Below are 20,973 nucleotides of genomic sequence, written 5' to 3'. Positions count from 1 at the left end.
CCTCCGGGCAGGTAGGGGCGGAAGACGAGGGGGGCGGGGGGCTGGTGGCGGGGGGCGGAGAGGGAAGCGTCAGCGCGGGGCGCGGCGGGGGACGGGGAGCGGGCCGATGCGGAACAGGACCTCGGGCTCGTGGTCCTCGGGAAGGTGCTCGACGCCGAACAGCGGCGTCCGGGTCAGCTTGCAGCCGTGGTCGCGGGCGAAGGAGGTGAACATCGCGGTGGAGGCGGTGTTGCCGGGCGTGACGGTCGCCTCAAGGAACCGGTGGCCGCGGCCGCCGAGGCGGGCGCCGAGCCGGTCCAGCATGAGGCGGGCCAGGCCGCGGCCCCGGTGGGCCTGGTCGACGGCGACCTGCCACACGAAGAACGTCCCGGGCGCGTCGGGCCGGACGTAGCCGGTGACGAACCCGCACGGGCCGTCGTCGTCCTCGGCGACGACGGAGGTCGCCGCGAAGTCGCGGCACCAGAGCGCGTAGCTGTAGGGGGAGTTGACGTCGAGGGCACGTGAGTCGCGGGCGATCCGCCACAGGGCGGGACCGTCCTCGGGGACCGGCTCCCGGAGGCGCACCTCGGTGCCGCCGGTGCGCCGGACGGGTGATTCCAGGGGTTGCGCTGCCATGTTCAGCAAACGTAGCGAACGCCGGACGGTGGCCGTTATAGATTGTTATACGGCGAATGTTTGGGTCTCGGACGGGTCGGGTATGACGATTCGCTTGCAAAATCCGAGTACCGGGGGTGCACCATTTCGCCCGTGTTAACTCGCCCGTTCGCGTGTCTGTGCAGGGCGTATCCGCGTCGCGGCCGGACGGCCCGGATCAGCCGTTTGCGTCCGCAACTTCCCTCATGATCGGCGGTACGGCCGGATCTTTTCGGTCTCATTTATGTGAGGTGAATCACAGCAAGCCGCGGTCAACGCGCGGGCGGTGCCCTGCGTCACGTCGGATTGGGCGAGGTCAGCGGGGGGTAGAGGAGTCCTTTGACGCCCCGTCGGGCGGCCGGGACGGGCGCTGCGCGCGGTGCCGCGCCGCGTCCGCGTGCTGGCCGTCGCCGGCCCGGACGGCCGGGGCGCGCGTTTCCACCGGTGAACCCAGAGCATTCCGCGTCCTATTCTTCTCGCGCGCACGCGCGCGAGAAGAATAGGACGCCGTGGGGAAAGAGGGCCGCCCGGGACGCGCTATTCAGAGCTGTTCGGCGAAGCGGTCCGTCGCCTCGATGAGGCGGTGCAGGATGCCGGGTTCGGAGAACGCGTGGCCCGCGTCGTCCACCAGGTGGAAGTCGGCCTCCGGCCACGCGCGGTGCAGATCCCACGCCGTCGCCGCCGGGGTGCAGACGTCGTAGCGGCCCTGGACGATCACCGCCGGAATGTGCCGGATGCGATCCACGTTCCGCAGCAGTTGCTCGTCCTCCAGGAACCCCTCGTTGACGAAGTAGTGGTTCTCGATGCGGGCGAACGCGACGGCGTGGTCGTCGTCCTCGAACGGCGCGACGATCGCCCGGTCCGGCCGCAGGGTCAGCGTCCGCGCCTCCCACTGCGACCACGCCCGCCCGGCGCGCACCCGCGTCGCGCGGTCGGGGGAGTTCAGCAGCTCGTGGTAGGCCGAGATGAGGTCCTCGCGCTCGTCCTCGGGCACCGGAGCGACGTAGTCCTCCCACAGGTCGGGGAAGATCAGCGACGCGCCCTCCTGGTAGAACCAGTACAGCTCGAACGGCCGCAGCGTGAAGATCCCGCGCAGCACGAGCGCCGTGACCCGCTCCGGATGCGTCTGGGCGTACGCCAGCGCCAGCGCGCTGCCCCAGGACCCGCCGAACACGAGCCACCGATCCACGCCGAGATGTTCGCGCAGGCGCTCGATGTCCGCGACGAGGCTCCACGTCGTGTTCGCGTCCAGCGACACGCCCGGGTCGGCGGCGTGCGGCCGGCTCCGGCCGCAGTTGCGCTGGTCGAACAGCACGATCCGGTACTTGTCCGGATCGAACTGGCGGCGGTGGTCGGGCGTGCAGCCGCCGCCGGGGCCGCCGTGCAGCATCACGGCCGGGACGCCGCCGGGGTTTCCGCAGACCTCCCAGTACAGGGTGTCGCCGTCGCCGACGTCGAGCGTCCCGGAATCGTGGGGCTCGATCGGCGGATACAGGGTGCGCAGCTCCATGAGCTGTGATTCTTTCACTGGGGACGGCGCTGTCCGAGGGGGCGCCGCGCCCCGGAGGCGTCGCGTCGCGGCGGCGGGGATCACGAAACTAAACCCCAAACAGGGCAAACGTTCTCGCGGTCCGGCACTAGAGTGCCTTCCGTGAGCCGAGAGGCCGACCGGCGCGGCGTTGCAGCGAACAGGCAGGCGAACAGGCAGGGAGACAAGTGAGCGAGCTGAACGGATCCGGTGGTTCGCGGAGCGTCCCGGACGCGTCCTCGCCCTGGCCGATGGGACGCCCGCCCGAGCCGAAGACCGGCGTGCCCGCGCCGCGGCGCCCGCTGAAGGCGGCCCGGCCCGGCGAGCCCGAGGGCGACGGCCTGGAGGTGCAGCCGTGGGACCTCGTGGAGCGGCTGCGCCAGATGGCCGACCTGATCGGCGACGCGCTGGCGGCCGGTGAGCGCAAGGTCACCGAGGCCCAGAGCGAGGTCGCGACGCAGGTCGCGGCGGCGCAGGCCGAGAAGGAGTCGGCCCAGCGCGACGCGGCGGCGGCATGGGGCGAGGTGCAGCGGGCGCGGGGCCAGGCCGAGCAGGCCGACCGGCGAGCCGTCGAGGCCGAGCGCAAGATCACCGAGGCGCAGAACGACGCCGCCGCGCAGGTCGCGGCGGCGCAGGGCGAGAAGGAGTCGGCGCAGCGCGACGCGGCGGCCGCGTGGGGCGAGGTGCAGCGGGCGCGCGGGCAGGCCGAGCAGGCCGACCGGCGCGTGGTGGAGGCCGAGCGCAAGGCCGCCGAGCTGGAGCGCCGGATCTCCGAGGTGCAGTCCGAGGCCGTCACGCAGATCGCCGCGCTCCAGAGCGAGAAGGACAACGCCCAGCGCGACGCCGCCGCCGCCTGGAACCAGGCGCAGCAGGCCCGCGCCCAGCTCGACCAGGCGCAGGCGCAGGCCAAGGCCCAGGTCGAGCAGGCCGAACGGCGCGTCGCCGAGACCGAGGCGACCGTCCGGCAGGCCATCACCCAGCGGGACGCGATGAGCGAGGCCCGCGACGACGCCCTGCGCGCCGTCGAGGACGCCGTCACCGCCCGCCGCGCCGCCGAGACCGACCGCGACCGCGCCGTCGAGCAGGCCGCCGAGCTGTCGCGCGCCCTGGAGGTCGCGCACGGCGAGCTGGCCGCGCTGCGCGCCAAGCTCGCCGACGCCGACCGCAAGGCGCAGAACCTCCAGCACGCCGTCGCCGCCAAGTCCAAGGAGGCCGACGAGGGCCGGATCCGCGCCACCGCGGCCGAGGGCCGCGCCGGCGAGCTGGAGCGGCGCGTCCAGGAGGCCGAGATGCGGGCCAAGGGCGCCGACGGCCGGGCCGCCGACGCCGAGCGCCGCGTCCAGGAGGCCGACCGCCGGTCCGCCGACGCCGAGCGGCGCGCCGCCGAGGCCGAGCAGGAGCGCCAGCAGGCGCTGGACACGGCCGCGCAGTCCCTGGACGCCGCCAAGAAGGCCGAGCGGGCGCTGGACGGCGCCGTGCAGGCCCGCGAGAGCGCCGAGCGCGCCCGGGACACGGCCGTGCAGGGCCAGACCCGCGCCGAGTCGGAGCTGACGATCGCGCGCGGCCGGGCCGACCAGGAGGCGCGCGAGAAGGACAAGGCCGTCGCGGGCCTGCGCCAGCTCGCCGCCGAGCGCGACGCCGTCGCCGAGAAGCTCGCCGAGCGCGACCAGTGGGTGGACCAGCTCGCCCAGGCCGTGACCGAGCAGCGCGCCGCGATCGCCGAGCTGTCCCAGGAGCGGGACGCGGCGCGGCAGGCCGCCGACCAGGCCCGCTCGCTGATCGACGAGCTGACGCGCCAGCTCCGCACGATCATGCCGACCGCGGTGCCGCGTTCCTGACCGCCGAATCTTCGGTGCCGGTCCCCGCCCGGCGGGCGCAACGTCGTCTCCGGCGGGGGCCGGTGCCCAGGCGGGAGGCCGCGCGCACGCGATCATGCGCGTCCCGGACGCCGTGGTCTCCGCCTCCTGTTATTCTGGTGGCCCGTGGACAGTGCTGAACCGTCCGCCCAGCAACGACCACGGGAGCGTTTCAACTTGCCTTCGGCAGCCACGGGTAGGGCTCGGCCCACCAAGCACCTCTTCGTCACCGGCGGTGTCGCCTCCAGCCTGGGCAAGGGCCTGACGGCGTCCAGCCTCGGCCGCCTGCTCACCCTGCGCGGCCTGCGGGTCACCATGCAGAAGCTCGACCCCTACCTCAACGTCGATCCGGGCACGATGAACCCGTTCCAGCACGGTGAGGTGTTCGTCACCGACGACGGCGCCGAGACCGACCTGGACATCGGCCACTACGAGCGGTTCCTCGACACCGAGCTGCACGGCTCGGCGAACGTGACGACGGGCCAGGTGTACTCCAACGTCATCGCCAAGGAGCGGCGCGGGGAGTACCTGGGCGACACCGTGCAGGTGATCCCGCACATCACCAACGAGATCAAGGACCGCATCCGCGGCATGGCCGACACGGCGGTCGACGTCGTGATCACCGAGGTGGGCGGGACGGTCGGCGACATCGAGTCCCAGCCGTTCCTGGAGTCGGTCCGCCAGATCCGGCACGAGATCGGCCGGGAGAACTGCTTCTTCCTGCACGTCTCGCTGCTGCCCTACATCGGCCCGTCCGGGGAGCTGAAGACCAAGCCGACGCAGCACTCGGTCGCCGCGCTGCGCTCCATCGGCATCCAGCCCGACGCGATCGTCTGCCGCTCGGACCGGCCGATCACCGACGGCCTCAAGCACAAGATCAGCATGATGTGCGACGTGGACCGCGAGGCCGTCGTCTCGGCCGTGGACGCGGCCAGCATCTACGACATCCCGAAGGTCCTGCACGCCGAGGGCCTGGACGCCTACGTCGTCCGCCGCCTCGGCCTGCCGTTCCGCGACGTGGACTGGGGCGCCTGGGACGAGCTGCTGCGGCGCGTCCACCGGCCCGCCCGCGAGGTGACGATCGCGCTGGTCGGCAAGTACATCGACCTGCCCGACGCGTACCTGTCGGTGACCGAGGCGCTGCGGCACGGCGGGTTCGGCAACGACGCGCGGGTCACGATCCGCTGGGTGAAGTCCGACGACTGCGAGACCCCCGAGGGCGCCGAGCGCGAGCTGGCCGGCGCCGACGGCGTCCTGATCCCCGGCGGGTTCGGGGTGCGCGGCATCGAGGGCAAGGTCGGCGCGATCACCTACGCGCGCGAGCACCGGCTGCCGCTGCTCGGCATCTGCCTCGGGCTCCAGTGCATGGTCATCGAGGCGGCGCGGTCGCTGGCGGGGCTGGCGGGCGCGGGCAGCGCCGAGTTCGACCCGGCCGCCGCGCACCCCGTCATCGCCACGATGGCCGACCAGCTCGACGTCGTCGCCGGCGAGCGCGACATGGGCGGCACGATGCGGCTCGGGCTGTACCCGGCCGACCTCGGCGAGGGCACGATCGTCCGGGAGCTGTACGGCGAGGCCAAGGCGGCGGAGCGGCACCGGCACCGCTACGAGGTCAACAACGCCTACCGGGGCAAGCTGGAGGACGCGGGGCTGCGGTTCAGCGGCCTGTCGCCCGACGGCCGCCTCGTGGAGTACGTGGAGCTGCCGCGCGCCGAGCACCCGTTCTTCGTCGGGACGCAGGCGCACCCGGAGTTCCGGTCGCGTCCGACCCGTCCGCACCCGCTGTTCGTCGGGCTCGTCGCGGCGGCGCTGGACTACGCGGCGGAGCGCTCGTGACGGCCGTGCCCGGTCCCGGGGACGTCCGGGACGAGCCCGAGCGCTGGCGGGTCACCGAGTCGGTGCGGGCGTTCGAGGGGCCGATCTTCGCGATCCGGCGGGACAGGGTCGTCATGCCCGCGTCCGGCGGCGGCACCGAGGCCGTCGGCCGGGACGTCGTGGAGCACCAGGGGTCGGTCGCCGTCCTCGCCCTCGACGCCGCCGACCGCGTCCTGCTGCTGCGGCAGTACCGGCACGCGGTCGGCGCGCGGCTGTGGGAGATCCCGGCCGGGCTGCGGGACGTGCCGGGCGAGCCCCTGCGCGACCTCGCCGCCCGCGAGCTGCTGGAGGAGAGCGGCTACCGGGCCGGGCGCTGGGACACGCTGGTCGACGTCTACCCGTCGCCGGGCATGTCCGACGAGCGGTCCCGGGTGTTCCTCGCCCGTGACCTCGCCGAGGTGCCCGCCGACGAGATCGACTTCGAGCGGGTCCACGAGGAGGCCGACATGCCGGTGGTGTGGGTGCCGCTGGCCGACGCCGTCCGCAAGGTCCTCGCCGGGGAGATCCACAACGCGCTCGCCGTCCAGGGGATCCTCGCCGCGCACGCCTTCCGGGGCGGCGCGGCCGGGGCGCTGCGCCCGGCGGACGCGCCCGAGGAGTGACGCGCCCGGCGCGGGAACGCCGTCGCGGCGGGCCGGAGGGGGCATGATGGGCTGACCCGCCCCTGCCCCCTGCGAGGAGGTGCCGCGCTGTCCTCCCCCGCGACGGAACCCGCGCCGTCCGCCGGCGCGCTGGAGACCGCCGTGCGCGGCTACCTCGGGCACCTGGCCGTCGAACGGGGCCTGGCCGCCAACACGCTCAGCTCCTACCGCCGCGACCTGCGCCGCTACACCGAGGCGCTGGCGGCGCGGGGCCGCGCGGCGATCGGCGAGGCCACCGAGGACGACGTCCGCGCGTTCCTCGCCGGGCTGCGCGAGGGCGACGCCGACCATCCGCCGCTCGCGGCGGGCTCGGCGGCGCGCGCGGTCGTCGCGGTGCGCGGCCTGCACCGGTTCGCGCTGCGCGAGGGGCTGGCCGACGGCGACCCGGCCCGCGACGTCCGCCCGCCCGCCCCGCCCCGGCGGCTGCCCAAGGCGATCTCGCTGGACGACGTCGAACGCCTCCTCGGCGCCGCGCAGGGACCGGCCGGCGACGCCGGGGACGCCGCGCGCGGCCTGCGCGACCGGGCGCTGCTGGAGCTGCTGTACGGGTCGGGCGTGCGGATCTCCGAGGCCGTCGGCCTGGACGTCGACGACCTCGACCTCGCCGAGGGCTTCGCCCGGATCCGCGGCAAGGGCGGCAAGACCCGCGTCGTCCCGGTCGGCGACTACGCGCGGCGCGCCGTCGACGCGTACCTGGTGCGGGCGCGGCCCGAGCTGGCGCGGGCCGGACGCGGCGGCCCGGCCTTGTTCCTCAACGCGCGCGGCGGACGGCTGTCGCGGCAGGGCGCGTGGATGGTGCTGCGCGCCGCCGCCGAGCGCGCCGGGCTCAGCGACGTGTCCCCGCACACACTCCGGCACTCGTTCGCGACGCATCTGCTCGACGGCGGCGCGGACGTCCGGGTCGTCCAGGAGCTGCTGGGGCACGCCTCCGTCACGACGACGCAGGTCTACACGCTGGTCACCGTGCGTTTGCTGCGCGAGGTGTACGCGACGTCGCATCCGCGGGCGCGCACCCGCCGGGTCCGGTGACAAATCGCGCCTAACGTCGCGCGTCGGCTTGAGCCCGGCCTTGACAGCGCCTAGAGTCCCGGTTCTGGATGGCAGAACCGGCCGCCGGGAGGGGAACTGGTGAAGAACTCGCAGGCTCCGGGGGGTGTTCTCTCCTCGGCGACCATCGAGACCGATCCGCAGCGCAGTTTCGGTCCGACGCAGCGCCCTGTTCCCGTCTTCCCGGAACCGGAGCCGCTCGCCGAGCACGGGCCCGCGCGGATCGTCGCGATCTGCAACCAGAAGGGCGGGGTCGGCAAGACCACCACCACGATCAACCTCGGTGCGGCGCTCGCCGAGTACGGCCGGCGCATCCTGCTTGTGGACTTCGACCCGCAGGGCGCGCTGTCGGTCGGGCTCGGCAAGGGCGACCCGCGTCAGCTCGACGTCACGGTCCACAACATGCTGCTCGAACACGACACCGAGTGGGACGACGTCGTCATCGAGACCGGCGTCGAGGGCATGGACCTGCTGCCGAGCAACATCGACCTGTCGGGCGCCGAGGTCCAGCTCGTCCACGAGGTCGGGCGCGAGTACATCCTCGCGGGGGCGCTGAAGTCGGCCGTCCCGCACTACGACTACATCCTCATCGACTGCCAGCCGTCCCTCGGCCTGCTCACGGTGAACGCGCTGGCCGCCAGCGAGGGCGTGCTGATCCCGCTGGAGTGCGAGTACTTCGCGATGCGCGGTGTCGCGCTGCTGATGGAGACGATCGACAAGGTGCAGGGGCGCATCAACCCCGGCCTGGTCATCGACGGCGTCCTCGGCACGATGTACGACTCGCGGACGCTCCACACCCGCGAGGTGCTGAGCCGGATCGTGGAGGCGTTCGGCGACAAGGTGTTCCACACCGTCATCAACCGGACGGTCCGGTTCCCCGACGCGACCGTCGCGGGCGAGCCGATCACGTTCTTCGACCCCAACTCGATGGGCGCCAACGCCTACCGCAGCCTGGCGCGCGAGGTGCTCGACCGGTGGTCCGCCGCCGAGTGAGCGCGCGTCGGCGCGGACGGTTCCGCGCCGTGGGAACATGGGACCGGTGAGCATCGGGGAAGCGACGGCGGCCGTCGCCGGGGAGGACGCCGAGGGCGCCGGGAAGTTCCGCGTCCACCTCGACAACTTCGAGGGGCCGTTCGACCTGCTGCTCGGCCTGATCGCCAAGCACAAGCTGGACATCACCGAAGTCTCCCTGCACAAGGTCACCGACGACTTCATCGCCCACATCCGCGCCCACGGCAAGGACTGGGACCTCGACCAGGCCAGCCACTTCCTGCTCGTCGCCGCGACCCTGCTCGACCTGAAGGCCGCGCGGCTGCTGCCGTCCGGCGAGGTGGACGACGAGGACGACCTCGCCCTGCTGTCCGCCCGCGACCTGCTGTTCGCCCGGCTGCTCCAGTACCGGGCGTACAAGGAGGTCGCCGGGTATCTGGCGGCGCGGATGGCCGACGCCGCCCGCCGCTTCCCGCGCACGGTCCCGATCGAGCCGAAGTTCGCGAACCTGCTGCCCGAGGTGCTGCTCGGCCTCGGCCCGGACCAGTTCGCGCGGCTGGCCGCCAAGGCGCTCGCGCCGAAGGCGCCGCCCGCGGTGTCGGTCGAGCACATGTACCAGCCGAAGGCGAGCGTCAAGGAGCAGGCCGCCATCGTCGTGGCGCTGCTGCGGCGGCTGCGGAGCACGACCTTCGCGGTGCTCACCGAGGACTGCGAGGGCACGTTCGAGGTCGTCGCGCGGTTCCTGGCGCTGCTGGAGCTGTACCGCGAGGCGGCCGTGACGTTCGAGCAGGCCGAACCGCTCGGCGCGCTCCACGTCACCTGGACCGGGGCCGACGACGGCGACGTCGAGGTCGGCGACGACTACGAGGGCACCCGCCCGCCGCCCGGCGAGGACGGGGCCGGGGCCGGGGAGGACGGCGGATGACCGACACCGTGACCGAATCCGTGACCGAGGGGCCGGGCCTGCGGGCGTCGGTCGAGGCGATCCTGCTCGTCGTGGACGAGCCCGTCCCGGTCGTGAACCTCGCCCACCTGCTGGAACGGCCCGTCCACGAGATCACCGCGACGCTCCGCGAGCTGGCGGCGGAATACACCGCCGACGGGCGGGGGTTCGATTTGAGGGAGATCGCGGGCGGCTGGCGGTTCTACACGCGGGACGCCTGCGCGCCCGTGGTCGAGCGGTTCGTCACCGACGGGCAGCAGGCGCGGCTGACGCAGGCGGCGCTGGAGACGCTGGCGGTCGTGGCCTACCGGCAGCCGGTGAGCCGGGCGCGGGTGTCGTCCATCCGGGGCGTCAACAGCGACGGCGTCATGCGCACCCTGACCCTGCGCGGCCTCATCGAGGACGTCGGGCAGGACCCCGAGAGCCAGGCGCACCTGTACCGGACGACCGGGTACTTTCTGGAGCGGCTGGGCCTGCGCGATCTGGACGAGCTGCCCGACCTCGCCCCCTACCTTCCCGATGACCTTCCGGACGAGATAATTGAGGACACGTGAGCGATAACCAGGGCCGCGCCGACGAGGACGTCCAGGAGGTGCGGCTGCAGAAGGTGCTGGCGGACGCCGGGATCGGCAGCCGCCGGCACTGCGAGGAGCTGATCGGCGAGGGCCGGGTGACGGTCGACGGCAAGAAGGTCTTCCGGTTCGGCGAGCGCGTCGACCCCCGGCGCGCGGTGATCCATGTGGACGGCCGCCGGGTCGAGACGCGCGCCGAGATGCGGTACTACATGATCAACAAGCCGCGCGGCGTGGTGAGCACGATGGCGGACGAGCGGGGCCGCAAGTCCCTCGCCGACTACGTGGAGGTCCCCGAGCGCCTGTTCCACGTCGGACGGCTCGACACCGACACCGAGGGCCTGATCCTGCTCACCAACGACGGCGAGCTGTCGCACCGGCTGATGCACCCGTCATTCGGCGTCGACAAGACCTACCTCGCCGAGATCCACGGGCCGATCCCGCGCGACCTCGGCCGCAGGCTGCGCAGGGGCGTCGAGCTGGACGACGGGTTCGCCCAGGCCGACGGGTTCCGGATCTTCGACCAGGTCGGCCGCCGGGTGCTGGTGGAGATCACCCTGCACGAGGGGCGCAAGCACATCGTGCGGCGGCTGCTGAAGGAGGTCGGCTTCCCCGTCCAGCAGCTCGCCCGCGTACAGTTCGGGCCGGTGAAGCTCGGCCAGCTCAAGCCGGGCGGGATGCGGACGCTGACCGTCCGTGAGGTCGGCGAGCTGTACAAGGCCGTGGGGCTGTAGGAGCGCCGGGCGGCGCGGCGAAGAGGAGGACGAGAGTGGCGGTACACGCGGTGCGCGGGGCGATCCAGGTGGACGCCGACGACCGTGACGAGATCCTGTCGGCGACGGCGGAGCTGGTCACCGCCGTCATGGAGCGCAACGCGCTGACCACCGACGACGTGATCAGCGTGCTGTTCACCGCCACTCCGGACCTGACGGCCGAGTTCCCGGCGCTCGCGGCGCGCAAGCTCGGGTTCCACGACGTCCCGCTGCTGTGCGCGGCGGAGATCGCGGTGCCGCACGCGCTGCCCCGCGTGATCCGGCTGATGGCGCACGTCAGCGCCGACCGTCCGCGCTCGGACATCCAGCACGTCTACCTGCGCGGAGCGACGGCCCTGCGCCTCGACATCGCCCAGTAGCGGGCGGGCCGGAGCGAGCGCGGGCACGCGCTAGGGTGGCGGGATGGCAGACGAGGGAGCCCCCCGGCGCGTCGTGGTGGTCGGCACCGGGCTGATCGGCACGTCGATCGCGCTCGTGCTGCGGGCGCGGGGCGCCGAGGTGCTGCTCGCCGACCGGGACCGCGCGGCGCTGGAGCTGGCCGTCGGGCTCGGCGCCGGCACCGAGCTGCCCGGCGGCGACGGCCCGCCGCCCGGCGGTCCCGCCGACGTCGCGGTGCTCGCGGTGCCGCCCGCCGCCGTCGCCGTCACCCTCCTGGACGCGCAGAAGCGCGGCCTCGCCCGCGTCTACACCGACGTCGCGAGCGTCAAGGCGCTGCCGCTGCGGCAGGCCGCCGAGCTGGGCTGCGACCCGGCGTCGTTCGTCGCCGGGCATCCGCTGGCCGGACGCGAGCGCTCCGGTCCCGCCGCCGCCCGCGACGACCTCTTCCTCGGCCGTCCGTGGGCGCTGTGCCCGACTCCGCAGACCGCCCCCGACGCCGTGGCGGCGGTCGAGGCGCTGGCGCGGACGTGCGGCGCCGAACCCGTCGTGGTCGAGGCCGACGAGCACGACCGCGCCGTCGCCCTCGTGTCGCACGCCCCGCACGTCGTGTCGGCGGCGGTCGCGGCGCGGCTGACCGGCGCCGACGACACCGCGCTCGGCCTCGCCGGGCAGGGCGTCCGGGACGTCACCCGCATCGCCGCCAGCGACCCGCGCCTGTGGATCGGCATCCTCAGCGCGAACGCGGCCCCGGTCGCGGACGTGCTGGAGTCCGTCGCGACCGACCTCGCGGTGGCCGCGTCGCTGCTGCGCGACGGCAGCGAGGGCGCGGCGGGCCACGTCGCGGACCTGCTGCTGCGCGGCAACGCCGGACGGTCCCGGATCCCCGGCAAGCACGGCGGGCCGGGCCAGGCGTTCGCGACCGTCACGGTCGTCATCCCCGACCGTCCCGGCGAGCTGGCGATGATCTTCCAGGCGGCCGGGATCGCGGGCGTCAACATCGAGGACGTGACGATCGAGCACTCGCCGGGCCGTCCGCTCGGCGTGCTGGAGATCGCCGTGCAGCCCGAGGCGGCCGAGACGCTGGCCGCCGAACTGCGCGCGCGGGGCTGGTCCGTCCCCGGCTGAACCGCCGCGCACCGGCCCGAACCGGGCCGTCGCGGTGCGTGCGTACCGGTACGCTGAACGGCCGGGGCCGCCCGCGATCCGGGGCGTCCGGCGCGGCCTCGTCCGCCCGCCGTCGCGGGCCTTCACCCGAACGCAGAGAGGGAGCGATCGTGTCGCTCGTCATCGCCATGGACGGTCCTTCGGGGTCCGGCAAGTCCAGCGCGTCCAAGGGCGTCGCCCGCGCGCTCGGCCTGCGCTACCTCGACACGGGCGCGATGTACCGGGCCATGACCTGGTGGATGGTGCAGAACGACGTCCCCGTGGACGACCCGGAGGCCGTCGCGGCACGCGCGGCCGACCCCGTCCTGGAGGTCGGCACCGACCCGTCCGCGCCGACGATCACGGTGGACGGCACGGACGTCTCCGAGCCCATCCGCACCCGCGAGGTCACCAACGCCGTCAGCGCGGTCAGCGCGGTTCCGGCGGTCCGGGCGCGGCTGGTGGTCCTGCAGCGTGAGATCATCGGAACCGGCGGCATCGTCGTGGAGGGCCGCGACATCGGCACGGTCGTCGTCCCGGACGCGCCCGTCAAGGTGTACCTGACCGCCAGCGAGCAGGTGCGCGCCCAGCGGCGCGCGAAGGACCTGGCCGCCGACCCGGCCGCGTCGGTGACGGTCACGCTGGACGAGCAGGCCCGCCGCGACCGGCTCGACTCGACGCGCACGACGTCCCCGCTGACCAGGGCCGCGGACGCGACCGAGATCGACTCGACCGAACTGGGCCTCGCCGAGGTCATCGAGGCGGTCGTCCGCCTCGCCAAAGAGCAGACATGAGCGGGCCGGCCGCCGCGCCGGACCGTAGGGGACTTCTAGTGAGCGAACACGACTTCCACATCGGCGTCGACCTCGACGCGCCGCCGCCCGACGCGCCGCCCGCGCCGGTGGTCGCGGTGGTGGGCCGCCCGAACGTCGGGAAGTCCACGCTGGTGAACCGCATCCTCGGCCGCCGCGAGGCCGTCGTTGAGGACGTGCCCGGCGTCACCCGCGACCGCGTCGCCTACGACGCGACGTGGAGCGGGCGCCGGTTCACCGTGGTGGACACCGGCGGCTGGCTGCCGGACGCGCGCGGCTTGGCCGCGTCGATCGCCGAGCAGGCGCGGCTCGCGGTGGACCTCGCCGACGTCGTCATGTTCGTGGTGGACGCCACCGTCGGCGCGACCGACGTCGACGAGGCCGTCGTGGAGATCCTGCGCCGCTCCGGCAAGCCCGTCGTGCTGGTCGCCAACAAGGTCGACGGGGTCTCCGCCGAGGCCGACGCGGCGCTGCTGTGGAACCTCGGGATCGGCGAGCCGCACCCGGTCAGCGCGCTGCACGGACGCGGCAGCGGCGACCTGCTGGACGCGGTGCTGGAGGCGCTGCCCGCGGAGGCGCCGCCGGAGACGTTCGCCGAGGAGGGCGGGCCGCGCCGGATCGCGCTGGTCGGCCGCCCGAACGTCGGCAAGTCCAGCCTGCTGAACCAGCTCGCGGGGGAGACCCGCGCGGTCGTGGACGCCGTCGCGGGCACCACGCGGGACCCGATCGACGAGGAGATCACCCTCGGCGGGCAGGTGTGGCGGTTCATCGACACGGCCGGGATCCGCCGCCGCCACCGCGAGAACCAGGGCGCCGACTTCTACGCGACGCTGCGGACGCAGTCGGCGCTGGAGCGCGCCGAGGTCGCGGTCGTGCTGGTCGACGCGTCGGAGTCGCTGGCCGAGCAGGACCTGCGGATCATCTCGATGGTGGTCGACTCGGGCCGCGCCCTGGTGATCGCCTACAACAAGTGGGACCTGCTGGACGAGGAGCGCCGCCACTACCTGGAGCGGGAGATCGAGCGGCAGCTCCACCACGTCCGGTGGGCGCCGCGCGTGAACGTCTCGGCCCGCACCGGACGGCACATGGAGAAGTTCGTCCCGGCGCTGGAGACGGCGCTGGCCGGCTGGGACCAGCGCGTCCCGACGTCCAAGCTGAACCAGTTCTTCGCCGACCTCGTGAACTCCCACCCGCACCCGATCAGGGGCGGCAAGCAGCCGCGCGTGCTGTTCGCGACGCAGGCGGGCGTGCGCCCCCCGCGGTTCGTGCTGTTCACGACCGGTTTCCTGGAGGAGGGCTACCGCCGGTTCATCGAGCGGCGGCTGCGCGAGGAGTTCGGGTTCGCGGGCGCCCCGCTGGACGTGACGATGAAGATCCGCGAGAAGCGGGCCCGCAAGAAGTAGCGACGGGACCCGTCCGGGAGTCTTCCCGGACGGGTCCCGCCGTGTCAGGATGCGGACGGACCGGATCTCTGTCCACCGTCCCCGGCCCGGGACGGCCCGGGTGCGCGAGGTGGGTGCGACATGAAGCTCCTGATCCTGCTGTCCATCGCTGCCGTCTGCATCGCCCTCAGTTTCGTGTGGCACGCGCCGTGGATCGGCGGTGTCGGGCTGCTCGTCGCCTTCGTCGGCATGTTCACCGACCGCGACGACGTGGACGTCCGCGACGACGACGGCTATGAGACGAGCAAGACGATTCGCGACATGCGCCGGTCCCGCGACCGGTGAGCCGCGCCCGGCGCCGGTCGCAGCGCCGGTCGCGGCACCGGCCGCCGCACCGGTCAGTGCCGGTCGCGCAGTTCACCGGCGGCCCGCTCGCTGGAGTTGCGTCCGGCGCGTCCGTGCGCGGGGACCGGCCGGCCGCGGTTCTCGCCGGTGCGCTCCCACTCCGGCGCGGCGCCCTGGCGCGGAGCGCCGTGTTCGCGCTCGGCCCCGGCGCCCACACCTGCCGCTCCCGCGGCCTCGGCGCGGCGCGACTCGCGCACGCCGACGACGGCGAAGCGTCCGAGGGCCAGTCCGGCGATCATCGTGATCAGCGCGCCGAGCCCGGTGGTCAGCGAGAGCACCACGGCGATGCGATGCCCCAGGCTGCCGCCGAGGGGCGTGCCGAGGCCGCCGCTCCACAGCGCGGCGATCGCCCCGCCGACCGCGAACCACAGGCCGCCCGCGGCGGCGAGCCAGCCGCCGAACATCGCGACGGCGCGGTTCGCGGCGAACATGAGGATCAGCCCGCCGATGATCGTGGCGACCGCCGGCAGGACGATCAGCCAGAAGCGGTCGGCCGTGAAGTGCCACGCCCGGTCCGGGGCGAACCCGAAGTGGGCGTACGGTCCGATGAAGGGAATGAGGCCGCCCCACAGCCCGAGCAGCGTGAGAAGCATTCCGCTGAGGGCACCCCTGGTGCGCGGTGCCCGCATGGTTCGATTCATGGTGACCCTCCGGGGTGAATTTAGGTGCGTTCTGCTTGGCGCGCCCCCTACCCCCGGCCTCCCGGTCCGAACATGCGCGAAAACGAAGGGCGGATCGTGAATCCCGAGGTCAGCGTCGTGTTCGCCCCGCAGGAACCGCCGGACGCGTGGGCGGCGGCGGTGTTCCTGGCGGGTCCGTCGCCGCGCGCGGCGGACGTCGCGTCGTGGCGGCCCGCGGCCGTCGCCGAGCTGCGGCGGCGGTGGCGCGGTCCGGGCCGGCTGGTCGTGTTCTCGCCGGAACCGGAGGACGGCTGGCACGGCGACTACCTCGGCCAGGTGGACTGGGAGGAGCGCTGCCTGCACCTGGCCGACGAGGTGGTCTTCTACGTGCCGCGCGACCTGGACACGCTGCCCGGCTTCACGACGAACGTCGAGTTCGGGATGTGGCACGCCAGCGGGCGCGCGGTGTTCGGCGCCCCGCCGGACGCCCCGAAGAACCGCTATCTGCTGCACCACGCGGTCCGGGCTGGCATGCCGGTCGCTGAGGACCTGCCGGGGACGCTGGCGGCGGCGCTGGAGCGGATCGGGACGGGCGCCGTCCGCTCCGGGGGCGAGCGCGAGGTGCCGCTGCTGGTGTGGCGGGAGCCGTCGTTCCGGCACTGGTACGGGGCGCAGCGCGGGGCGGGGAACGTCCTGCTCGGGGCGCGGCTGGTGTGGCGGCTGCCGGTGAAGGACCGTCCGGCGGCGTTCTGGGCGCTGAGCGTGCGGGTCCGCGTGGCCGCCGAGGACCGGGTCAAGGACGGCGAGGTCGTGCTCGGGCGCCCGGACGTCTCGGCGGTCGTGCTCTACCGGCCGGGGCCGACCCTGGACGCGACCGAGATCGTGCTGGTCCGCGAGTTCCGCGCGCCGGGCGCGGCGCCGGACGGGTTCGTCCACGAGCCGCCCGGCGGGTCCGGCCCCGGCGCGCCGCCGGAGACCGCGCTCGCGGAGGTCGCCGAGGAGACCGGGCTCGTCCTGGCCGCCGACCGGCTGCGGCCGTGCGGGACGCGGCAGGTCGCGGCCACGCTCTCGGCGCACCGCGCGCACGTCTACGCCGCCGAGATCACCGACGCCGAGCTGGCGCGGCTGCGCGCGGCGGGCCCGCACGGCGTCGCGGCGGACGGCGAGGTCACGCGGGTGGAGATCACGACCTACGGGGAGCTGTGCCGCGACGGCCGCGCCGACTGGTCCGTCCTCGGGATGGTCAGCGCGGCGCTGCGCTGAGCGCCCGCCGCACGAACCGGCCGATGTCGCGGATGGAGGCGCGGGACTCGGGCAGCAGCGGGCCGAACATCTGGAACACGTGGATCTGCCGGTCCCAGACGTCGAATGTCACCGGGACGCCCGCGTCCGCGAGCCGCCGCGCCATCTCGGCGGAGTCGCTGAACAGCAGTTCGGTGGAGCCCGCCGTGAGCAGCGTCGGCGGCAGGCCCGTCAGATCGGCCCGGACGGGCGAGATGTCCGGATCTGAGGTGTCGAGGTGCCCGGCGAACGCGTCCACGAGCCGTTGGAACAGCTCGGCGGGCGCGGACGGGTCGAGCCGGACGTTCTCGTGCGCGAGCTTGGCCGTCAGGTCCAGGTCCAGCGCGGGGGAGAGGCCGACGAGCGCGGCGGGGAGCGGCAAGCCCTCGGCGCGGGCGCGCAGCGCCGTCGCGAACGTGAGGTGGCCGCCCGCCGAGTCGCCCATGATCACGATGTCGGCCGGGTCGCGGGACTCCAGCAGCCACCGGTAGGCGGCGACGCAGTCCTCGACCTCGCGCTCGAACGGGACGGCCGGGAACATCCGGTAGTCCACCGACAGCGCGGGGACGCCCGCCGCCGCGCCGAACCACGCGACCATCCGCCGGTGCGTGTTGAGGCCGCAGCACACCCAGCCGCCGCCGTGCAGGTAGAGGATCGCGCGGCTCCGGTCCCGTCCGACGCCGCGTCCGTGGACCCATTCGGCGCCGAACCCGTCGAACCGGACGGGCTCGCAGGACACGCCGCGCGGCGTCCCGGCCCGTCCGGCGAGCCGGTCGATGGCGGCGACGCGCCGCAGCGCCCGGTCGTCCAGCGGGCGGGCGGCCAGGCGCGCGAGCCGGGGCCGCACGACGCCCCGGACGCCGCCCGCCACGGCCCGCGACCGCAGGCTGGCCCGGCCGCGCCGCTCGATCACGAGGTTCTCCACGCCTCCTGCCTACCGCGTCGCGGTCCGCGCGGCCAAGAGCCCGGCGCGGTGTCGCATGCCGCAGTTGCCACTGCTGGATCGTCATCACGGTCGCATATCGAAGGAGAGAGTCGACTAAGGGGTTGTATTTGCGGATCGGTAGGGTTTGCTCGTGACGACGTTCCGGATCAGTGAGGCCGCCGCCCTGCTCGGCGTCAGCGCCGACACCGTCCGCCGGTGGGTGGACGGCGGACGGCTCGTCGCCGACCGGGACGAGCACGGGCACCGCCGGATCCCCGGCGCGGCGCTCGCGGAGTTCGTCCGCGCGCAGGCGGCGGGCGGCGACCAGGCCGAACGGTTCTCCTCGGCGCGCAACCGGATGCGCGGCATCGTCACGGCGGTGATCCGCGACGGCGTCATGGCCCAGGTGGACGTCCAGGCCGGGCCGTTCCGGATCGTCTCGCTGATGAGCCGCGAGGCGGCCGACGAGCTGGGCCTGGAGGTCGGCGTCGTCGCCGAGGCCGTCGTGAAGTCCACCACCGTCGTCGTCGAACGCCCCGACCCCCCTGGAGACGCACGATGAAACGCATCCTGAGCGCCGCCGCCGCGGCCCTGACCCTGCTGACGGCCGCCGCCTGCGGAGACGGCGACGACAAGACCGAGAGCAGGACGCTGACCGTCCTCGCCGCCGCGTCCCTCACCGAGACGTTCACCGCGCTCGGGAAGACGTTCGAGCAGGCCCATCCGGGGGTGAAGGTCCGGTTCAGCTTCGGGGGCAGCTCGGCGCTCGCGCAGCAGATCGTCCAGGGCGCGCCCGCCGACGTGTTCGCCGCCGCGAGCCCGGCCACGATGAAGACGGTGACCGACGACGGCGACGCGTCCGGGGCGCCGCAGGTCTTCGCCAGGAACCGGCTGGTCATCGCCGTCCCGAAGGGCGCCGCGAAGGTCCACGCGCTCGCCGACCTGGCGGCGAAGGGCACCAAGGTCGTGCTCTGCGCCGAGCAGGTCCCGTGCGGCGCCGCCGCGAAGACCGCGCTCGCCGCCGCCGGGGTGACGGTGCGCCCGGTGTCGCAGGAGCAGGACGTCAAGGCGGTCCTGACGAAGGTCCGGCTCGGCGAGGCCGACGCGGGCCTGGTCTACCGGACGGACGTCGGCGCCGCCGCCGGCCAGGTCACCGGCATCGACTTCCCCGCGGCCGCCAAGGCGATCAACGCCTACCCGATCGCCGCGCTCGCCAAGGCGCCGCAGCTCGCGCTGGCCCGGCAGTTCGTGGCGCTCGTGCTGTCGGCGCCGGGCCAGGACGCGCTGACCAGGGCGGGCTTCGAGAAGCCGTGACGCGCCGGGACGGGAACCAGGGCCGGGCACCTCTCGTGCTCGTGCTCCCGGCTCTGGTCGGGCTGGCGTTCCTCGTCCTGCCGCTCGTCGGCCTGCTCGCCCGCGCGCCCTGGGCCACGCTCGGGCCGCGCCTCGCCGAACCGCAGGTCCGCGAGGCGCTGCGGCTCAGCCTGGTCACCGCGACGCTCGCGACCGCGCTCTGCGTCCTGTTCGGCGTGCCGCTCGCGTGGCTGCTGGCGCGCGTGCCGTTCCCCGGCGTCCGGCTCGCGCGGGCGCTGGTCACCGTCCCGCTCGTGCTGCCGCCCGTGGTCGGCGGCGTGGCGCTGCTGCTCGTCCTCGGCCGCCGGGGCCTGGTCGGCCGCTGGCTGGACGAGGCGTTCGGCGTCACGCTGCCGTTCACCACGGCCGGCGTCGTGCTCGCCGAGACGTTCGTCGCGATGCCGTTCCTCGTGATCAGCGTCGAGGGCGCGCTGCGGGCCGCCGACCGCCGCTACGAGGAGGCCGCCGCGACGCTCGGCGCGGGCCGCTGGACGGTCTTCCGCCGCGTCACGCTCCCGCTCGTCGCCCCCGGGATCGCGGCGGGCGCCGCGCTGTGCTGGGCGCGGGCGCTCGGCGAGTTCGGCGCGACGATCACGTTCGCGGGCAACTTCCCCGGCCGCACCCAGACGATGCCGCTGGCCGTCTACCTGGCGCTGGAGAACGACCCGCAGGCCGCGATCGTGCTGAGCCTGGTGCTGCTGGCGGTGTCGGTGGCCGTCCTCGCGGCGCTGCGGCGGCGGTGGGTGAGCGCGCCGTGAGCGGGCTGGACGCGCGGATCGTCGTCCGCCGCCCCGGGTTTTCCCTCGACCTCGCGCTGACCGCCGCGCCCGGTGAGGTCGTCGCGCTGCTCGGCCCGAACGGCGCGGGCAAGACGACGGCGCTGCGGGCGCTCGCCGGGCTCGTCCCGTCCGGCGGGCACCTGCGCGTGGACGGCGCCGACCTGTCCGCCCGGCCCGCCGACCGGCGCGGCATCGGCATGGTCTTCCAGGACTACCTGCTGTTCCCGCACCTCAGCGCGCTGGACAACGTCGCGTTCGGGCTGCGCTGCCGGGGCGCCCGCAAAGCGGCGGCGCGTCGGGAGGCGGCGGGCTGGCTGGAGCGGGTCGGCCTCGCCGCGCACGCCGCGTCCCGGCCCCGCGCGCTGTCGGGCGGGCAGGCGCAGCGGGTCGCGCTGGCCCGCGCGCTCGCCGTCCGGCCCGGCCTGCTGCTGCTGGACGAGCCGCTGTCCGCGCTCGACGCCCGCACCCGGCTGGAGGTCCGCGCCGCGCTGCGCCGCCATCTGGACGGGTTCGCGGGCGCGGCGGTGCTCGTCACCCACGACCCGCTGGACGCGATGGTGCTCGCCGACCGGCTCGTCGTGCTGGAGGCCGGGCACGTCGTGCAGGAGGGCGTGCCCGCCGAGGTCGCGCGGCGGCCCCGCACCGGCTACGTGGCGCGGCTGGTCGGGCTGAACCTGTTCCGGGGACGGGTCGAGGCGCGTGAGCACGGCCCGGTCGCCGTTGTCCAGGACGGCCCGTCCATCGACATAGCGACCTCACTTCGAGGTGAGGTCTTTCTTGCCTTTCCGCCAGCCTCGGTCGCGCTCTACCGGACCCGCCCGGACGGCAGCCCCCGCAACCTCTGGCGCGCGACGGTCGGCGGCGTCGAACCGCAGGGCGACCGGGTCCGCGTGCGCCTGGACGCTCCCGGCCGCACGGTCGCGGCGGACGTCACCCCGGCCGCCGTGGCAGAGCTGGGACTCGTCACCGGGAGTGAGGTCTGGACGTCGGTCAAAGCCACCGAGATCCAGGTATACCCGGCGTGAACACGGCCGGAC

The 20,973-nt window shown here is 74.4% G+C and carries 22 protein-coding genes; 18 read left to right on the top strand and 4 right to left on the bottom strand.

What is annotated here, in order from left to right; genetic code table 11:
• Window positions 1–69: 69 nt before the first annotated feature.
• Both ectA and pip read right to left on the bottom strand, forming a co-directional pair.
• Entirely contained in the window at window positions 70–615 is a 546-nt protein-coding gene (ectA, locus tag BTM25_RS12525) for a diaminobutyrate acetyltransferase (protein ID WP_103563085.1), read from the bottom strand.
• Window positions 616–1,174: 559 nt separating this feature from the next.
• Window positions 1,175–2,143: a prolyl aminopeptidase gene (gene pip, locus BTM25_RS12520; RefSeq protein WP_205648098.1), complete on the bottom strand. Its 969-nt coding sequence runs from the start codon at window positions 2,141–2,143 to the stop codon at window positions 1,175–1,177.
• A 206-nt stretch (window positions 2,144–2,349) separates the two neighbouring features.
• Between pip and BTM25_RS12515 the strand changes: the two genes are divergently transcribed.
• From BTM25_RS12515 to BTM25_RS12455, 13 genes are all read left to right on the top strand, one after another.
• Complete coding sequence (locus tag BTM25_RS12515; protein ID WP_146059050.1) at window positions 2,350–3,999, top strand: coiled-coil domain-containing protein; 1,650 nt, start codon at window positions 2,350–2,352, stop codon at window positions 3,997–3,999.
• A 195-nt stretch (window positions 4,000–4,194) separates the two neighbouring features.
• Window positions 4,195–5,853: a CTP synthase gene (locus BTM25_RS12510; RefSeq protein ID WP_103563083.1), complete on the top strand. Its 1,659-nt coding sequence runs from the start codon at window positions 4,195–4,197 to the stop codon at window positions 5,851–5,853.
• Window positions 5,850–6,494: an NUDIX domain-containing protein gene (locus BTM25_RS12505; protein ID WP_205648097.1), complete on the top strand. Its 645-nt coding sequence runs from the start codon at window positions 5,850–5,852 to the stop codon at window positions 6,492–6,494. Before BTM25_RS12510 ends, BTM25_RS12505 begins: the two co-directional genes overlap by 4 nt.
• Before the next feature lie 141 nt (window positions 6,495–6,635).
• Entirely contained in the window at window positions 6,636–7,562 is a 927-nt protein-coding gene (locus BTM25_RS12500) for a site-specific tyrosine recombinase XerD (protein ID WP_328589634.1), read from the top strand.
• A gap of 144 nt (window positions 7,563–7,706) precedes the next feature.
• A complete protein-coding gene (locus BTM25_RS12495; protein ID WP_103564594.1) occupies window positions 7,707–8,573 on the top strand; it encodes a ParA family protein in 867 nt (288 codons plus the stop codon).
• A gap of 37 nt (window positions 8,574–8,610) precedes the next feature.
• Window positions 8,611–9,495, top strand: coding sequence for a segregation and condensation protein A (locus tag BTM25_RS12490; protein ID WP_103563081.1), 885 nt, complete (start codon window positions 8,611–8,613; stop codon window positions 9,493–9,495).
• Window positions 9,492–10,067, top strand: a complete 576-nt coding sequence (scpB, locus tag BTM25_RS12485; RefSeq protein WP_103563080.1) for an SMC-Scp complex subunit ScpB — start codon at window positions 9,492–9,494, stop codon at window positions 10,065–10,067. The genes BTM25_RS12490 and scpB overlap by 4 nt, the downstream gene beginning before the upstream one ends.
• On the top strand, window positions 10,064–10,819 hold the full coding sequence (locus BTM25_RS12480) for a pseudouridine synthase (RefSeq protein WP_103563079.1): 756 nt from the start codon (window positions 10,064–10,066) through the stop codon (window positions 10,817–10,819). The genes scpB and BTM25_RS12480 overlap by 4 nt, the downstream gene beginning before the upstream one ends.
• 35 nt (window positions 10,820–10,854) lie before the next feature.
• Window positions 10,855–11,217, top strand: coding sequence for a chorismate mutase (aroH, locus tag BTM25_RS12475; RefSeq protein ID WP_103563078.1), 363 nt, complete (start codon window positions 10,855–10,857; stop codon window positions 11,215–11,217).
• 43 nt (window positions 11,218–11,260) lie between these two features.
• Window positions 11,261–12,361, top strand: a complete 1,101-nt coding sequence (locus BTM25_RS12470; protein ID WP_103563077.1) for a prephenate dehydrogenase — start codon at window positions 11,261–11,263, stop codon at window positions 12,359–12,361.
• Between the two features lie 149 nt (window positions 12,362–12,510).
• The gene (gene cmk, locus BTM25_RS12465) at window positions 12,511–13,173 is read left to right on the top strand and encodes a (d)CMP kinase (RefSeq protein WP_205648096.1); all 663 of its coding nucleotides are present in this window, start codon (window positions 12,511–12,513) and stop codon (window positions 13,171–13,173) included.
• Between the two features lie 38 nt (window positions 13,174–13,211).
• On the top strand, window positions 13,212–14,594 hold the full coding sequence (gene der, locus BTM25_RS12460; RefSeq protein WP_103563076.1) for a ribosome biogenesis GTPase Der: 1,383 nt from the start codon (window positions 13,212–13,214) through the stop codon (window positions 14,592–14,594).
• A gap of 120 nt (window positions 14,595–14,714) precedes the next feature.
• Complete coding sequence (locus BTM25_RS12455; RefSeq protein WP_103563075.1) at window positions 14,715–14,918, top strand: hypothetical protein; 204 nt, start codon at window positions 14,715–14,717, stop codon at window positions 14,916–14,918.
• A gap of 53 nt (window positions 14,919–14,971) precedes the next feature.
• Here BTM25_RS12455 and BTM25_RS12450 read toward each other — a convergent pair whose 3' ends face one another.
• The gene (locus BTM25_RS12450; protein ID WP_205648095.1) at window positions 14,972–15,571 is read right to left on the bottom strand and encodes a hypothetical protein; all 600 of its coding nucleotides are present in this window, start codon (window positions 15,569–15,571) and stop codon (window positions 14,972–14,974) included.
• A gap of 120 nt (window positions 15,572–15,691) precedes the next feature.
• On the opposite strand from BTM25_RS12450, the gene BTM25_RS12445 reads away from it, so the two are divergent.
• Entirely contained in the window at window positions 15,692–16,861 is a 1,170-nt protein-coding gene (locus tag BTM25_RS12445; RefSeq protein ID WP_103563074.1) for a nucleoside 2-deoxyribosyltransferase domain-containing protein, read from the top strand.
• On the opposite strand, the gene BTM25_RS12440 is transcribed toward BTM25_RS12445, so the two are convergent.
• A complete protein-coding gene (locus BTM25_RS12440; protein WP_235828381.1) occupies window positions 16,842–17,804 on the bottom strand; it encodes an alpha/beta hydrolase in 963 nt (320 codons plus the stop codon). The genes BTM25_RS12445 and BTM25_RS12440 overlap by 20 nt on opposite strands.
• Before the next feature lie 151 nt (window positions 17,805–17,955).
• On the opposite strand from BTM25_RS12440, the gene BTM25_RS12435 reads away from it, so the two are divergent.
• From BTM25_RS12435 to BTM25_RS12420, 4 genes are read left to right on the top strand one after another with little or no spacing between them, the layout of a single operon-like run.
• Complete coding sequence (locus BTM25_RS12435) at window positions 17,956–18,366, top strand: TOBE domain-containing protein (RefSeq protein WP_103564591.1); 411 nt, start codon at window positions 17,956–17,958, stop codon at window positions 18,364–18,366.
• Window positions 18,363–19,118 (top strand): molybdate ABC transporter substrate-binding protein, encoded by a 756-nt coding sequence (gene modA, locus BTM25_RS12430; RefSeq protein ID WP_103563073.1) that lies wholly within the window; start codon window positions 18,363–18,365, stop codon window positions 19,116–19,118. Before BTM25_RS12435 ends, modA begins: the two co-directional genes overlap by 4 nt.
• A complete protein-coding gene (locus BTM25_RS12425; RefSeq protein ID WP_103563072.1) occupies window positions 19,115–19,915 on the top strand; it encodes an ABC transporter permease in 801 nt (266 codons plus the stop codon). The genes modA and BTM25_RS12425 overlap by 4 nt, the downstream gene beginning before the upstream one ends.
• Window positions 19,912–20,961, top strand: coding sequence for an ABC transporter ATP-binding protein (locus BTM25_RS12420; protein WP_103563071.1), 1,050 nt, complete (start codon window positions 19,912–19,914; stop codon window positions 20,959–20,961). The genes BTM25_RS12425 and BTM25_RS12420 overlap by 4 nt, the downstream gene beginning before the upstream one ends.
• Window positions 20,962–20,973 lie beyond the last annotated feature (12 nt).

Source organism: Actinomadura rubteroloni (assembly GCF_002911665.1).
GTDB lineage: Bacteria > Actinomycetota > Actinomycetes > Streptosporangiales > Streptosporangiaceae > Spirillospora > Spirillospora rubteroloni.
Note: the sequence above shows the minus strand (reverse complement) of the source record. Positions and strands in the feature narration are given on the sequence as shown.

Coding starts and splice junctions, on each gene's coding strand:
- ectA (WP_103563085.1), bottom strand. CDS start 615: ATGGCAGCGCAACCCCTGGAATCACCCGTCCGGCGCACCGGCGGCACC.
- pip (WP_205648098.1), bottom strand. CDS start 2,143: ATGGAGCTGCGCACCCTGTATCCGCCGATCGAGCCCCACGATTCCGGG.
- BTM25_RS12490 (WP_103563081.1), top strand. CDS start 8,611: ATGGGACCGGTGAGCATCGGGGAAGCGACGGCGGCCGTCGCCGGGGAG.
- scpB (WP_103563080.1), top strand. CDS start 9,492: ATGACCGACACCGTGACCGAATCCGTGACCGAGGGGCCGGGCCTGCGG.
- BTM25_RS12470 (WP_103563077.1), top strand. CDS start 11,261: ATGGCAGACGAGGGAGCCCCCCGGCGCGTCGTGGTGGTCGGCACCGGG.
- BTM25_RS12455 (WP_103563075.1), top strand. CDS start 14,715: ATGAAGCTCCTGATCCTGCTGTCCATCGCTGCCGTCTGCATCGCCCTC.
- BTM25_RS12450 (WP_205648095.1), bottom strand. CDS start 15,571: ATGCTTCTCACGCTGCTCGGGCTGTGGGGCGGCCTCATTCCCTTCATC.
- BTM25_RS12445 (WP_103563074.1), top strand. CDS start 15,692: ATGCGCGAAAACGAAGGGCGGATCGTGAATCCCGAGGTCAGCGTCGTG.
- modA (WP_103563073.1), top strand. CDS start 18,363: ATGAAACGCATCCTGAGCGCCGCCGCCGCGGCCCTGACCCTGCTGACG.